Annotated in this window: 12 protein-coding genes and 1 pseudogene; 9 read left to right on the forward strand and 4 right to left on the reverse strand. The window is 49.5% G+C overall.

Going from position 1 to position 13824, the window contains the following annotated elements:
• Positions 1–13 precede the first annotated feature (13 nt).
• From ACULM0_RS14695 to ACULM0_RS14710, 4 genes are read left to right on the forward strand one after another with little or no spacing between them, the layout of a single operon-like run.
• Positions 14–1054: an ABC transporter ATP-binding protein gene (locus ACULM0_RS14695; protein ID WP_463678284.1), complete on the forward strand. Its 1041-nt coding sequence runs from the start codon at positions 14–16 to the stop codon at positions 1052–1054.
• Positions 1051–1734 carry a TIGR04283 family arsenosugar biosynthesis glycosyltransferase gene (locus ACULM0_RS14700; protein ID WP_463678285.1) on the forward strand — a complete coding sequence of 228 codons (684 nt, stop codon included), beginning with the start codon at positions 1051–1053 and terminating at the stop codon, positions 1732–1734. The genes ACULM0_RS14695 and ACULM0_RS14700 overlap by 4 nt, the downstream gene beginning before the upstream one ends.
• Entirely contained in the window at positions 1731–2429 is a 699-nt protein-coding gene (locus ACULM0_RS14705) for a TIGR04282 family arsenosugar biosynthesis glycosyltransferase (protein ID WP_463678286.1), read from the forward strand. Before ACULM0_RS14700 ends, ACULM0_RS14705 begins: the two co-directional genes overlap by 4 nt.
• Positions 2422–3423: a phosphotransferase family protein gene (locus tag ACULM0_RS14710; protein WP_463678287.1), complete on the forward strand. Its 1002-nt coding sequence runs from the start codon at positions 2422–2424 to the stop codon at positions 3421–3423. Before ACULM0_RS14705 ends, ACULM0_RS14710 begins: the two co-directional genes overlap by 8 nt.
• Positions 3424–3473: 50 nt before the next feature.
• On the opposite strand, the gene ACULM0_RS14715 is transcribed toward ACULM0_RS14710, so the two are convergent.
• A complete protein-coding gene (locus ACULM0_RS14715) occupies positions 3474–4364 on the reverse strand; it encodes a LysR substrate-binding domain-containing protein (protein WP_463678288.1) in 891 nt (296 codons plus the stop codon).
• 379 nt (positions 4365–4743) lie between these two features.
• Here ACULM0_RS14715 and ACULM0_RS14720 point away from each other — a divergent pair, with 379 nt between their 5' ends.
• From ACULM0_RS14720 to ACULM0_RS14740, 5 genes and pseudogenes are all read left to right on the forward strand, one after another.
• Entirely contained in the window at positions 4744–6546 is a 1803-nt protein-coding gene (locus tag ACULM0_RS14720; RefSeq protein ID WP_463678289.1) for an FAD-dependent oxidoreductase, read from the forward strand.
• A gap of 3 nt (positions 6547–6549) precedes the next feature.
• Entirely contained in the window at positions 6550–7320 is a 771-nt protein-coding gene (locus tag ACULM0_RS14725) for a heterodisulfide reductase-related iron-sulfur binding cluster (RefSeq protein WP_463678290.1), read from the forward strand.
• A 12-nt stretch (positions 7321–7332) separates the two neighbouring features.
• Positions 7333–8313, forward strand: a complete 981-nt coding sequence (locus ACULM0_RS14730; protein ID WP_463678291.1) for a sulfurtransferase — start codon at positions 7333–7335, stop codon at positions 8311–8313.
• Positions 8314–8381: 68 nt separating this feature from the next.
• Positions 8382–9092 carry a TVP38/TMEM64 family protein gene (locus ACULM0_RS14735; protein ID WP_463678292.1) on the forward strand — a complete coding sequence of 237 codons (711 nt, stop codon included), beginning with the start codon at positions 8382–8384 and terminating at the stop codon, positions 9090–9092.
• Positions 9093–9295: 203 nt separating this feature from the next.
• A pseudogene (locus ACULM0_RS14740) lies at positions 9296–9481 on the forward strand (zinc ribbon domain-containing protein); the annotation flags it as partial.
• A 627-nt stretch (positions 9482–10108) separates the two neighbouring features.
• Here the strand turns inward: ACULM0_RS14740 and ACULM0_RS14745 are convergent.
• From ACULM0_RS14745 to ACULM0_RS14755, 3 genes are all read right to left on the reverse strand, one after another.
• Complete coding sequence (locus ACULM0_RS14745; RefSeq protein WP_463678293.1) at positions 10109–10537, reverse strand: zinc ribbon domain-containing protein; 429 nt, start codon at positions 10535–10537, stop codon at positions 10109–10111.
• Positions 10538–10637: 100 nt separating this feature from the next.
• A complete protein-coding gene (locus tag ACULM0_RS14750; protein ID WP_463678294.1) occupies positions 10638–11699 on the reverse strand; it encodes a helix-turn-helix domain-containing protein in 1062 nt (353 codons plus the stop codon).
• Between the two features lie 39 nt (positions 11700–11738).
• On the reverse strand, positions 11739–13742 hold the full coding sequence (locus ACULM0_RS14755; RefSeq protein WP_463678295.1) for a methyl-accepting chemotaxis protein: 2004 nt from the start codon (positions 13740–13742) through the stop codon (positions 11739–11741).
• Positions 13743–13824: the final 82 nt, after the last annotated feature.

Raw genomic sequence — 13824 nt, forward strand, 5'->3', positions numbered from 1 at the left:
GGAGTTTGTTCATATGTCCGCAATCAAGATGGAATCACTGATCAAAACCTATGGTGACCAGGGAATCCTCAAGGGAATCGATCTGGAAGTTAGCGAAGGTGAAATGATGGCCCTCGTAGGACCATCGGGTAGCGGTAAGACTACACTTCTCAAGCTGATCTCGTCGTTGCTAGAACCAACCGCAGGTCAGATCCTATTTAACGGCATACCGGCGAGGGAACGCAGGGGGCGACAGGGAGGAGCTGTGGTAGTTTTTCAGGACTACGCACTGTTCCCACACTTATCTGTGATCGACAATATTGCCTTTGGCCTCAAGATGAGAGGTATTGAAAAGAACGTACGCCTGGCACGGGCTGAAGAATTATTAACGCTTGTGCAACTCGACGGACATGGCCATAAGAGACCTCACGCCCTCTCAGGCGGGCAACAGCAGCGCGTGGCAATTGCCAGGGCCCTTGCTGTTGAGCCTGAGGTACTCTTGCTTGATGAGCCTTTCAGTAGCCTGGACGCTGCTCTCAGGGCCAGCATGAGAACTTTCGTGAGAAACCTGCAGCGCAAACTGGGTATTACCTGCATACTGGTGACCCACGATACACAGGATGCACTCATGACAGCGGATAGGATTGCCGTTTTGTTCGAAGGACGTATCGCTCAGGTGGGGACTCCTGTCGAGATTTACCAAAGACCTGCTACAAAAAGAGTGGCTGACTTCTTCGGAGAGGCCAACTACCATCGCGTCCTGGTGACAGAGGACCAGGTGATCTCAGATCTAGGGCTCTTCTCTAGACCCAAGGGTCTTGTGTCGGGAGAAGCGGATCTCTTGGTAAGGCCCGAGGCCATTCGACTGTGCAATGAAAAGGGTGCTTGCGAAGCGGAGGTTGTCGAGGCAATTTTTTGTGGAGAACGAGTCCGCTATACCGTTTCGGTCGGTAAAAGTAAATTAAGAGTACTCGACGAAGCACGTCAGCTCAGGATGCTAGGAGAGCGCGTTTTTTTGAACCTCGAACTCCCTCGGCTTCATCTGTTTAACGTAAAGACAGGGGAAGTGCTATGATCTCGATTATAATTCCGGTGAAGAACGAAGCTAAGCGTCTACATTCTTTACTTGAAACGATTGAGGCCTTGCCTGGGGAGAAAGAAATTATCGTGGTAGATGGCGGTAGCACAGATGGCAGTCAGGAGATCTGCACATCCCGCTGTCGTCTTATCGAAACTACGCCAGGAAGAGGACATCAACTGAACTGTGGAGCCGGCGCTGCTTCGGGGGAGATCCTTTGGTTTCTCCATGCCGATGCAACAATCGACCCAAAGGCCCTTTCGGTAATTGAAAAGACCTTACGTGAGAAAGAGGGGCCGCAGTTCGGCTTCTTTAAAATGTATTTTGATGATACGAAACGACTTTCGATGCGACTGCTCGCCTGGACTTCCAATCTTCGTGCCCGGCATTTACAGTTGATTTTCGGAGACCAGGGACTTTTTATCACGAAAAACGAGTACACAGCAGCTGGAGGCTTTCGATCGATGCCCCTGATGGAAGACTGGGAGTTCAGCCGCAGGCTCTCTAAGAGAGGAAAAGGGAAGCAGATCAAGGTTTCCCTCGGAACGTCCGGACGCAGGTATCTAGAAGGTGGATTTTTTCGCACGCTTTTTTTCATGCATAGAATCAAATGGTGGTACGTACGGGGCGTTTCGTCAGAAGAATTGGCACGAAAATATCGCGAGGTACGTGCATGAAGGATGCCCTGGTGATGATGACCAGAATACCAGTCCCTGGTGCAACGAAAACGCGTATGATGCCACCGCTGACACCCAAGGAGTGTGCGGTGTTACACACATGTTTTTTAAAGGACTACGACCGCTTGCTAAAGACCCTAGGCAGCTGGGTTGAGCCTATCGTGTATTACGCTCCAGAAAATGCCACGTCTGAAAACGTATCAGCACTCCCATTGATAGGCGAACGTATCGTGCAAAGGGGTGAGACCTTAGGTGAACGTATGTCGCATGTGTTCAATGTACTCTTTGGACGTGGGTATGACCGTGTCATTCTCGTTGGTACGGATATTCCACAGTTATTGCCAGGAATCATCGTGAGTGCCTTTGATGCTTTGCAGCAGTCAGATGTGGTCTTAGGTCCTACCTCAGATGGTGGTTATTATCTGGTGGGGAAAAAGCGTTCTCATCCTGCATTATTCAATGGAGACCTAGCTTGGGGTGGTCTATCCGTAATGGAGATGACCCTAAAGATTGCTGAGAAAGAAGACTTGCAGACGAAGACCATCGAGTGTATGACGGATATCGATACGATGGACGATCTGCTGTCGCTTCTCGAACTGGTCGCTGATGATCAAAGAGTGCGTGCGGACCATCCCATGCATACCCTGGCTTTTTTGAAAAACTGGTTAACTGAGAAAGGAGTTCGACATGGATAATATCGTCGAGCGCATTGCACAATACCTGAAGAGACGAGATGTCCTCGATCATCTGGAATGGAGAGAAGTGACGAAGGTGTCTTTTTTGGCCCAGGGAGAGTACAATATCAATTATTTGATTGAGAGTGCTCGCGGGGAAAAAGCCGTCTTCCGATTAAACACTGCCAGTCAAATGGGATTACCGAATCAAATTCGATATGAATACCAAGCGCTAGATCGATTGTCGGTCAGCGGTGTCACGCCGGAACCTCTGTATGTAGATGATTCGAGAGAAATGTTCAAGGAAGGGTTATTGATTATGAGATTCCTTGAGGGCAATCCGCTGCATTACGAGAGAGATCTTGAGGTGGCAGCTAGGCTATTTGCAAGAATCCACTCTCTCGATATACGTCCCTTTGAGCCTTTCATGATACGAGAAGAATCGCTTTGTCGAGCGCGTATTGACGAAGGGAGACATTGGCTGTCCGACTACACGAGGTGTTCTCAGGCATCGAAAGAAACGCTCTGGTACTTCAATCGACTGATCAGATACTGTGAACAACACGCACATCACGACGCTTATTTCGAAAAAAATCCCTGGTGGGTGGTGAATAACACTGAGGTAAATGCCCATAACTTCATCATTGGGAAAGATAAATCCTATATTATTGATTGGGAAAAACCTGTGATCAGTGATCCTGTTCAAGACATCTCTCAGTTCCTGGCACCGACGACAACGCTCTGGCGAACAGACCATCGCTTCTCAAAGAAGGAGATCGATCGTTTTTACGCAGCATATGATCAACACAGCAAGCTACCGGCTCGAGAACTCCGCGAGCGAGAGCTGCTCTACCGGCCGTTCTTGTACCTACGTGCTCTCTCGTGGTGTGCCCATGCTTGGGTGGAGTACAACACTGGGGAGCGAGCGATTATCAATGAGCGGACGAGAAAAACCGTGCATCGATACCTTGATCCTGATTTTATGAAATCATTACTCAGCGACTATATTTCATGAAGAAAGCGAGGCCCCGGGTATTAACCCGGGGCCTCGCTTTGAACTTGTTGTTAACAAAAGCCACGTTTGTTCGATAGGAGGAAGGATTCGAATGCCTTTTGTGATACTGAGGGGGTATGATCCCGATGACGGATCATATAGTATTCGGGTTCGAGAATGAGTTCTTCTATGCGTATCGCTGTGAGATCACCTGAAGCCAGTTCCTTTTTTATGGATAACTCGGGGATAAAAGCAACCCCTTTCCCGGCGATAACACTGGTTTTAATGGCTTCCATCGAATCAATTTCATAGATCGGGTGGAGGTGTTCAGTATCCGCACCGTTTATCGATAGTTGAGTTAGAATATACTCGCGAATACCAGAACCAGGTTCCCTAAGGATCAAAGGTAGCTTGTAGAGTTCTGCGATTGTGATATCTGTTTTGATCAGGGGCATGGCTGTGACGAACATGAGAGGGTTCTTTGTAATCCGAGTGGCAATCAAGCGCTCATCGCAAGGTCGATTGGTGACGATTCCCATATGTAAGGTTCGATTGATCACAGCTTCAATGATCTCACGGGAGTTACTGATGGTAGTCTGCAGCATGATCTGATCAAATTGACGCTTGAAGAGATAAAGGCTACAGGGAAGTGCATATTCTCCAATGGCTTTACACGAGCCGATCTTCAGAAAATCATTCTGTTCCTTCATCATCGTGATATCGCCCATGATTTTCTCCTCTAGCGAAAGAAGGGTACTCGTGTATTCATAGAGAATTTTCCCGGCATCGGTTAATTCGACTCCTTTGTTGCTCCTAATCAGAAGGGGTGTACCCACTTCGTTCTCAAGTGCTTGCATCTGTAAACTCAAACCCGGCTGGGTAAGGTGAAGCTGTTTGGCGGCTTTCGAAATACTGTTGTTTTGAACCGTGATGTAAAACGACTTGAGATAGTTCAGGTTCACCCGGTTGACCTCCTTAGAAAGAGAAGTGGGGATAAAAAAACGGATATCGATCAAGTGAAGAAGCAAGATCAGAACAAGCTAGTTATGAGACTGTACTTATAATGATAACAGATTACAAAACTTTTGTTAATAGTATAACAAAAAAACAGTCATAAGCATCTGTTATTTGAAATAAGCGATGCTTATGAGGGGGCTCGAGAGAAGTCTGATATACTTTTATCAATCGACAAAGAGCTGACTAACAGGCCAATGAGGCCGGTGAATGTTCCGGAGCACCCTTGGATGTTTGGCGAGGTACACTGAACGCTTATTATTGTTATAAATTTAACAGAATATGCGGGCGAAGTCGAAAAAAATTGTAGAAGGGGGATTGTCAATCATGAAAACGACCCATTATCCGGGTGAAGTACTCGAAAGGATGCGAGAAATCGTTGATGATTGTATGGGCGATGCGCCACCGTATTGCGAAGCAACTTGTCCTATGCATACCGAAGTGAAGAGCTATGTCAATCTGGTAGCCGAGGGAAAACACAAAGATGCGATACGCGTGATCCGCGAAAAGCTATTCTTACCTGCGACACTCGGGCGAATTTGTGCCCATCCTTGTGAGGAAAAATGTAAGAGAGAAGAAGCCTTCCGTGAGCCGATGGCAATCGCGGCTATCAAACGATTCGTCGCAGACCACTATGATGATGAGAATGACTGGGATTTGTCTGTATCGCCTGATACAGGTAAACACGTAGCGGTCGTGGGCGCAGGACCAGCGGGTGCACAAGCGGCGCTTGATCTCAGAAAAAAAGGCCATCGAGTGACCTTGTATGAAAAACTCGATGTGGTAGGTGGCATGATGCGTGTGGGGATTCCTGAGTACCGTTTACCACGTCAGATCATTGATCGCGAATACAGTTTACTCGAGCGTATTGGGGTGGACTTCCAACTTGGGGTCGAAATTGGCAAAGAAGTCACCTACGAAGAATTAGAGAAGAAGCATGATGCCGTGGTATTGGCTGTTGGGGCTCACAACGGAGTGATCATCCCGATGGAAGGACACGAGAAAAAAGGCGTAACGCATGCTGTTGATTTCTTGAGAGATGTGAGCTTGACAAAGAAAGCCAATGTGGGCAAAAAGATTGCTGTGATCGGCGGTGGGAACGTGGCCATCGACGTGGCAAGATCTGCCAGACGAATCGGTGTAGAAGAGGTTCACCTCCTCTGTCTAGAGGAGAAAGACAAGATGCCCGCACACGATTGGGAAGTGGAAGAAGCCATTGAAGAGGGTGTCATGCTGCACGATGCCTATGGTCCCGAGGTTATACTCGGAGAAAAGGACACAGTTGCAGGTATCGCAATAAAAAAGTGTCTGTGCACGCATGACGAAGAGGGTAGATTCAATCCTCAGTTTGATTCTGAAGACCAGAAAAAACTCGATGTAGACACCATTGTGTTCGCAGTGGGTCAGAGCGTGGATACGTCCTTCTTACCAGAAGATCGCTTTGAAACGATCCGGGGTGGTCGTATCAAAGTGGATCCCGTAACATTCCGCGTGGGCACGTCCAAATGCTTCGTCGCGGGTGACTGTAGCGGTAGCTCGGTCATCGCCATTGAAGCCATGGCCAACGGTCGATCGGCGGCAGAATCGGTTGATCGTTTACTCAAGGGGCAGAATCTTTCGATCGATCGTGAGCGAGAAACAACCTATGAAACTTGGCTCGAGCGTGAGGTCAAAGAGAGCGACGAGGATCTAGCCCGCGTCGAGACGCCTAAGCGTACGCCAACAGAACGAGTTCGTTCTTTTGAAGAGGTTGACCTAGGTTTTGACGAGACGAGCGCCATGAAAGAAGCCTCTAGATGCCTAGCCTGTGAATGTAAGCTGTGTATGTCAGAATGCTTGATGCTCGGTGACTACTGCGAATGTCCGAAAGATCTTTTCGAAGGGATTCTCGAGACGGGTGAAGTGGATCCGGAGATTCCCTATTCATGCAACATGTGCAGCCAGTGTACCATCGCTTGTCCGAAAGATTTCCCAATGTCCGAGCGATTCTTCGATATGAGGAAAGAGATGGTCAAAGAAAACAAGGGCAAATCTCCTATGAAAGGGCACGGTGCCATCGAGATGCATCAGCTACTCGGTTTCTCCGCGTTGTTCAATATGGCTAAGCCCTCGAAAAGAAAGGAGAGATAAGGCATGTCCATGACGAAACGTGTTTTTGTCCCTGGTTGTAGCCTGCCATCCTATCATCCTGAAGCGGTAAGAGATACCCTGGATTTTCTTCAGGGGAAATTACCGGGAACGGGTGCGATTTTGAAATGTTGTGGTAAGCCGACTAAGGCCTTGGGACAGATTGATAAATTCAAAGAGCGCTATGCTTCTTTTCAAAAAGAAGTGGATGCACTCGGTGCAGAAGAGATTATCGTGGCCTGTCAGTCCTGTTTTAAGACGATGAGCCAGTACAGTCCCAATCAAAAGGTTACCTCGCTATGGGAATTGCTTCCCGAAATCGGACTCCCGCAAGAAGCCATTGGCAAGGCGAAGGGATCTGACCTTGTGTTCACCATTCACGACTCTTGTCCTACGAGAGATGAGAAGGGGATTCACGACGGCATCAGATGGATCCTCGATGAACTGGGTTACAACTATGTAGAAGCGCCTCATACCCGAGAAAATACGCGGTGCTGTGGATTTGGAGGCATGGTTGTGCCCGCGAATCCAAATTTAGCCCAGCGTGTAATGAACCGACGAACCGAAGAGATGGATACGGAACATGTGGTTGCTTATTGCGCGGCTTGTCGTGAATCCATGGTCAAAGGTGGCAAAAAAGCAGTACATGTTCTTGAACTGATCTTTGGAGAAGTGAAGACAACGTCTTCCACGTTCAGTGGTTTGCCTAGTTCGCCTGTGACGAGCTGGAAAAACAGATATGATTCGAAAAAACTCATGAAACAGGTCCTCAAGTAGACGTAAAGGAGAATGATGATGAAGAAGAGTGTTTTAATCGGTCTGCTCATTTTAGCGGTGGTTGTCGTCGGAGGTTTCATCGGTTACAGGGAGTATTTTGGCGTACAGGCGGTAGAAGTGGATTCTTCTGAGCAAGGTCAGAAAATTGCAGCTTTCGCTAATCCTGATGCCTTCATCACACCCAAGCAATTGAAAGGTTTGATGGATAAGAATGAGGATGTTGTGATCATCGGTGCTTTGAATCCTAAGAATGGTGATGCACCGATCAGCGGCTCACATTCAATGTGGCGCGGGGACTACTCCGCTCAGGAGGGCGAGTACCTCTTCGGTGGAATGCGTGGGAGCGTTGAATTGATGGAAGGAATCCTGTCGACCTACGGAGCGACACCAGAGTCAACAATCGTTGTTTACGCATCGAACTCCCACCATGACGCTGCACGTCTCTGGTGGCAGATCAAGAGTCTTGGACATGATGATGTACGGTATCTAGATGGTGGTCTAAACGCTTGGATTGGATCCGGCTACCCAACAGGGGATGCTCCGGCAGAGAAGGCTGCGACCGATTACAAGGCCCCAGCTTACACAGAAGCGTTGTTAGCGGAACTAGATGATGTGATCGCAGCGTTGGATGATGCGAACACCGTGCTAATCGATACGCGAACCACGGATGAGGAACAAGGTGCTTCCACAAAGAGCGGTGCTTTTGGCCCTGGTAAAATCGCCGGAGCGGTATTCATTCCATGGACGGATGCCAACAACGAGGACACAACATTAAAATCACGTGAAGAACTCGAGACGATCTACGGGGACCTTGAGGGCAAGACGCTGATTCCATACTGTCAGTCTGGTGTGAGAAGTGCGCACACGATGCTTGTGTTAACGCAGGTGCTAGGTTACGAAGATGTGATGAACTACGATGGATCTTGGATCGAGTACAGCTACGAAGTGTATGAGCAGGGAAATGATGTAGCGCGGATTGAAAATGGCGAGTAAAAAGGTAGATCGAGCATCCTTCTGGATGCTCAATCTCATTTTTCTTTCTTCGAAAGGAGCAAGTGATAATGGAAAACGCAAGTAAGCCCGTTGAAAAGAAAAAAGGTGGGGCGCTGAAAATCGTTGCGCTATTAGCAGTGATTGGTATGGTTTTCTTCGCCGCTTCGCGCTTGGGTCTCATCGAGAAAATTCAAGATGTTCAGGCCATGCAAGCCTTCATCAATTCTTATGGTGCCTGGGGATACGTGATCTTTGCCCTGATTTTTATCGCCAGCTGCATCTTCATGTTGCCGGGGTCCATGCTCACGATCGTTGCCGGCGTAGCCTTTGGGCCGATCAAGGGTGGCTTAATTTCACTGATTTCGGCTACAGCGGGAGCGACGGCGGCATTTCTCGTGGCTAAGTACGTGGCTAGGGGAATGATCGAAGACAAAATCGGTCAGAATGCGATGTTCAGAAAAATTGATGATGGTGTGGAGAAAAATGGTACGAGTTTCTTGATCCTCACGAGGCTGGTACCAGTATTCCCTTTCTCTTTTCAAAATTATGCCTACGGACTGACGAAAATTCCGTTGAGCACCTATGTGATTCTGACATTCATTTGTATGGCACCGGGAGCATTTATCTATGCTTATATGGCGGGGGAAATTGCCTTGAACGGATTCTCAGCAGGGCTTCTCGTGAAGTTTGCTGCAGCTGGTGTAATCTTGTTCTTAATCTCACTGATTCCCAAGCACATTGCCAAAAAGAAGGGCATCAATATGGATGACCTCAAGTGATAGATTGGCCCACCCTTAGGTGGGCTTTTTCATTAAGAGCAACTGTACAATGTACAATCTCTTTGTTTTTCGTTAGTACCTGGGATAGGGAGAAACGCTCTCACATGGCAGATAGGTTTGAACCATCTACTAATTCAGATGCGGGATGGTCTCAGTTCATCATCTTCCTGAAGTACAAACTGGAGTGGTAAGGAAAGCATCTTGTACAGATCGATCGTTGGTATGCCTCATCCAAGATTTGCTCTTCCTGTGGGGAGAAACACATCGCCCTTACGCTGAGCGACAGAAAGTGGTGTTGTAGTCACTGTGGCGCTGAGCACGAACGGGATGAGAATGCAGCCATCAACATCAGAAAACAGGGTTTAGATACATTAGGCATCTTAGCCTAAGCATAAGCGGTATCAAGTGTACCTGCACCGTTGGGACAACGGGAAGTGCCTGTCACATTTGTGAGCAGAGCTAAGCTCTGTAGGAGGCTTTGTAAGACTTGGATTGCTCCTGCAATCTAAGCGGTAGCCGGTGAAACAGGAAAAAGTGGTCGTCGCGAAAGGCGATAACCGAATCCCGTGACTTCAGTCATGGATAGTTCAATCTAGATCTTAGTTATGCCTCGGTGCTGATGATCCCTTTCATAGGTCATCGCAATGTGTGCCGATTCATATGCCCATGGTCCGCTACTTGGTCGGCATTGAATCGATTGGGACCCTATCAGATCAAGGCAGATCCAGAGGTGTGTGTGAGCTGCAGTGAGTGTGACCGGGTTTGTGATGCTTGGATCCTCACGGCTTTTCTGATGATCACAGGCCTCTTTGGTTTTTCGATTGAAGGATTTTTCAGCGAGACGAAGGATTCGATGTAGTTCCGATACCCATCGGGAAGAGAAAGTTGCAATGACACAAAGACCATGGTGCGAACTGATATGCTCCCTTTATGAAAGACAGTGAAAAAGAAAAACACTGTTGATCATGAAGGGAGCACATCAAACGCACCATGGTCTTTGTTGTTTACTTCAATACCTATAACGGCTCACCGCACTGATCACAGAAGCGAGCTTCTTCATCGTTCAGCGTGCCACAGGATCTGCAGCGGACGCGGATGACCTCCTTGTCCTTCTTCAGTTCCGTTTCGTCGAGGGCATCGTTCACCATGCCACCGGCCATCTTGGACCAGGGAGCCAGATCATCTCGCGCTTTCTCTGGATCGAGCACCAGTCCAGAACCCGCGCTGCCTCGCGCCCCGAGATGTCTGAGGAACTGGCCTCCTGCGATCATCAGGATCCCGATGAAGGGGCGGGTCATCATGCTCCCCGGCCCTGCTCCGAAAAGATCTTGAGGACGCATGAACTGGATGAAAGTGGATAAGAAGAGTAGCAGGCCGACACCCGTCATGCCCATGCCGAGGTAGTAGAGTGTTTTGCGTTTGGCAGATATGGTTTTCTTGGCCATAAGACCTCCTGAGTAGAAAGTGTGTGTTTACCCCTATGATACCATATCATAAGCCTTCATTTGTGACTGGTCTATGTAAGAGTCGTTTTGATCAAGCGACTCAATCGATCAGGAAGGTGCGCTGCTCCCTGTGTCGATAGATTGCGTGGTAAAGTCGCTTGAAGCGGTCCGGCGTGAGGCCGGTATGTTTCTTAAAAAGCTTGGCAAAGTACTTTGAATCTTTGTATTCGAGGATATTGAGGACGTGATCGAGGCTGGTCTGGTGATCAAGCAAAAGGATCATCGACCCGTAGAGCTTGACCCGCCGGATGTATGTGGAGAGTGGGATCCCCACTTCTCCTTTAAATGATATGCTCAGATAGCTTTGGTTCAAATAGAGTCGCTGGGCGAGATGACGAACGGATTTATCGCGAAAGGAGGGATCAAGCACTTCGTAGATCGTCTGTCTCGAGATGGAGGAGCGGATATGCGGGCAGAACAGATCGCTGTAGACGTTTTTTGCATAGAAAAAAGCACATCTGAACGTATCATATGCATCGGACTGCTCGACCATCCACTTGCCAATCATCCTGGCCAAGGTCGAACGCTCAATGCCCATGGGCTCAAAGGAGATGTGTTCCAGGATCATTCGCCATCCCCTGATGATCCTCGACTCTGCATCCCGGATCCTCTCGTGGTGCCCGCGCAAGATCACATAGAACTCGGTCAAGCACTGTTCATCGACCCCTTGTTTTCCCATGAGCATGCGGGCCAGCTGATAGTCGAGACCGGCGTAGGAGTGTCTTTCTTTTGCTACGGAGCACAAACCGAGGGCCTCGAGGATCATGGCGTTCGAAAGCGGCAGGATCCAATAGTCGAGAAGACCGTACTGCAGAGCCCTTCTGACGAAGGTATAATCCACCACTGAATCGATGACGATCAACTTGGGGCGCCTTTTACACTGGTCTTCGCTCATCAGCCATCGGATGATCGGATCGTCCGGACGTGTCTTTCTAGCGATGATGATCTCGCATTTCGGTATCGTCCAGTGATTTCCTTCTGAAGATAACCATTGAAGCGTCTGCACAGCATAGGAAACCATCAGATTGCGCTGAAGGATGGAACGGATCTGTTGGCACGTGGATGGATCGAGGTTAATCATAAGAATCGTTTGGCAGTACAATGGGGACACCTCCTCTACAATATATTTTCTCCCGGACCATTATACCTGAAAGTGACGCATCTTTTGTGACAAATCAGAAATGTGGAGATCCAAAGTACCAATGGACTCGCGGATTTCCGTGACACTTGATAACTGCTCTTCGGCGGAAGCATGGATCTCCTCGGTGGAGGCCGCGGCTTCTTCGCTGATGGCCGCCATGGATTCGAAGGAAACCAGCAGTTCTTCTTTCATCTGGTCCATTTGCTCTGTAGAAAGCTTGAAGGTGGCCACGATCCCACTCATGCGCGTGATGTGCGCGTCGATGCGGTCGAATCCTGTGGTGGTCTCGTGCAGGTTGTCGTGGGCTGTTTCTATGGAGCGCTTGGTCCGATCGGCCGTGTACTTCGTCTCTTCGACCACTTGGATAATCTCGGACACCAGCTTGCTGATCTTCTCTGAAGAAGAAGCGGACTCTTCCGCCAACTTTCGGATTTCTTCTGCGACGACAGCGAACCCTCTTCCCGATTCTCCTGCCCGTGCCGCTTCGATAGAGGCATTGAGAGCGAGGAGGTTGGTCTGGCCGGAGATCCCCCTGATCGCACCGATAATCTCCTCGATCTCTTGGGATCGGTTGTTGAGCAGGTCAACGTATGCGACCACGCGATGGGTGTGACCGGTTGTTTCACTGAACACACTTTCGAGGTTCGTCATGTGACCTCGTCCCGTGCGACTGGAGTCGAGCATGAGGTCCATCAGCTCCCGGCCCTCCATCATCTGTTCGGATGCCCTGCGGATAATCACACCGAGATCCTGGGCATCCGACAGACGGTGGGAGATGTTATCGGCGGTTTCGGTGGCACCCCTGGCAATCTCGTCAACGGCCAGGGTCACTTCGTTGCTGGCTTCCTCGAGGCCTCCAATATGCGAGTGAATGTTGTCAGACAATCCGGAGACCACCTGCATCTTCTGCGTGCTATCACGGATGAGATCGCGGATGCTCGCAATCATAGCGGTGAAGTGTCGGGTCAGGGAACCGATCTCATCCTTTGCGTCGTAGTCCATGGAGACGGTCAGGTCACCACTGCCCAGAGCAGACATCTTTTGCTCCATATCGCGCAAGGGATTAACCACCCATCTACCGATCACCCCGTTAACCGCCAGGGTAAGAATTGCGATGGAGAGGAGGATCCCGAGTGCCCCTTGGGTGATCGTGCTCTTGACTATCGTCTGGACGTCATCCCTCGGAAAGGTCATGACGAGCGACTGATCCCCGAGGGTTCGCGAGATGGCGTAGTAGGGACGATCGGCTAACTCGATGGGAAAGAGGCGATGATCGCTTTCGAGCACCGGCTCGATCCAGCTAACCTGACTGGCCTCGACACCGATCATCTCGGCATCCGGATGGTGGATGATCGTGCGCTCTGGGCCTACGAGGAAGGCGAGATTGCCGCTTTCCCCACTGGCCTTCTCAATGCTCCTCTGCACATTCATCTGATCCGTCAGTTTCTGCACGGCCGTGGGCTCGATACCGATCTGAAGGATACCTTTGCCATCCACCCTGGATACCCCTATGTATTGGAATAAGACGTTGTCGACCCCACGGGGCGCCGGTGCCTGGACGAGCGTAGCTTCCTTTTGATCGATTAAGCCGAGGAAGGGAAGCGTTTGATCCGCACTATGGAAGTCGAATCCATAAAAGGCTGTTTCCGTACCACTCACAATGACACCCTGTTCATCGGTCAGGTGGATCTCGTCGACGCCGAGCGTTTTGCTCAGCCCGATCATTTGATCGTTTTCGAGCAGAGCAGGGTCCCGATCTATCATCATGGCGATGGATCGGGCCAGTCGGATGTTCTTCTCGTCAAGAGCCTCCTGCATCGAGCGGACCGATTGTTCTGCGGTTAGAATTTCTTCGCTCAGCCCATCCAGCTCGCTGATCATGGTGAAGGCGATGATGTTTTCATAAGTTTCGATGGATCGCATCGTTTGATGTCCCACGACGCCACCAACGGTCAATAGAATGATCAGCCCGGTCAACACGACAATTTTCCCCTTGAGTCCCATTTGCCTTCCCCCTTTATCCCCCTTGCCTGTGGCACGAACGCCGCACATTGTTCATTCTATCCTTTCGATATTGTCGTGGATA

The sequence above is a fragment of the Halotolerantifilum yawarlongkerapense genome (assembly GCF_054506745.1).

What these genes read in the sequence shown, in the direction of transcription:
- ACULM0_RS14695 (WP_463678284.1), top strand. Translation starts at nt 14, where the DNA reads ATGTCCGCAATCAAGATGGAATCACTGATCAAAACCTATGGTGACCAG.
- ACULM0_RS14700 (WP_463678285.1), top strand. Translation starts at nt 1,051, where the DNA reads ATGATCTCGATTATAATTCCGGTGAAGAACGAAGCTAAGCGTCTACAT.
- ACULM0_RS14705 (WP_463678286.1), top strand. Translation starts at nt 1,731, where the DNA reads ATGAAGGATGCCCTGGTGATGATGACCAGAATACCAGTCCCTGGTGCA.
- ACULM0_RS14710 (WP_463678287.1), top strand. Translation starts at nt 2,422, where the DNA reads ATGGATAATATCGTCGAGCGCATTGCACAATACCTGAAGAGACGAGAT.
- ACULM0_RS14720 (WP_463678289.1), top strand. Translation starts at nt 4,744, where the DNA reads ATGAAAACGACCCATTATCCGGGTGAAGTACTCGAAAGGATGCGAGAA.
- ACULM0_RS14725 (WP_463678290.1), top strand. Translation starts at nt 6,550, where the DNA reads ATGTCCATGACGAAACGTGTTTTTGTCCCTGGTTGTAGCCTGCCATCC.
- ACULM0_RS14730 (WP_463678291.1), top strand. Translation starts at nt 7,333, where the DNA reads ATGATGATGAAGAAGAGTGTTTTAATCGGTCTGCTCATTTTAGCGGTG.
- ACULM0_RS14735 (WP_463678292.1), top strand. Translation starts at nt 8,382, where the DNA reads ATGGAAAACGCAAGTAAGCCCGTTGAAAAGAAAAAAGGTGGGGCGCTG.
- ACULM0_RS14745 (WP_463678293.1), bottom strand. Translation starts at nt 10,537, where the DNA reads ATGGCCAAGAAAACCATATCTGCCAAACGCAAAACACTCTACTACCTC.
- ACULM0_RS14755 (WP_463678295.1), bottom strand. Translation starts at nt 13,742, where the DNA reads ATGGGACTCAAGGGGAAAATTGTCGTGTTGACCGGGCTGATCATTCTA.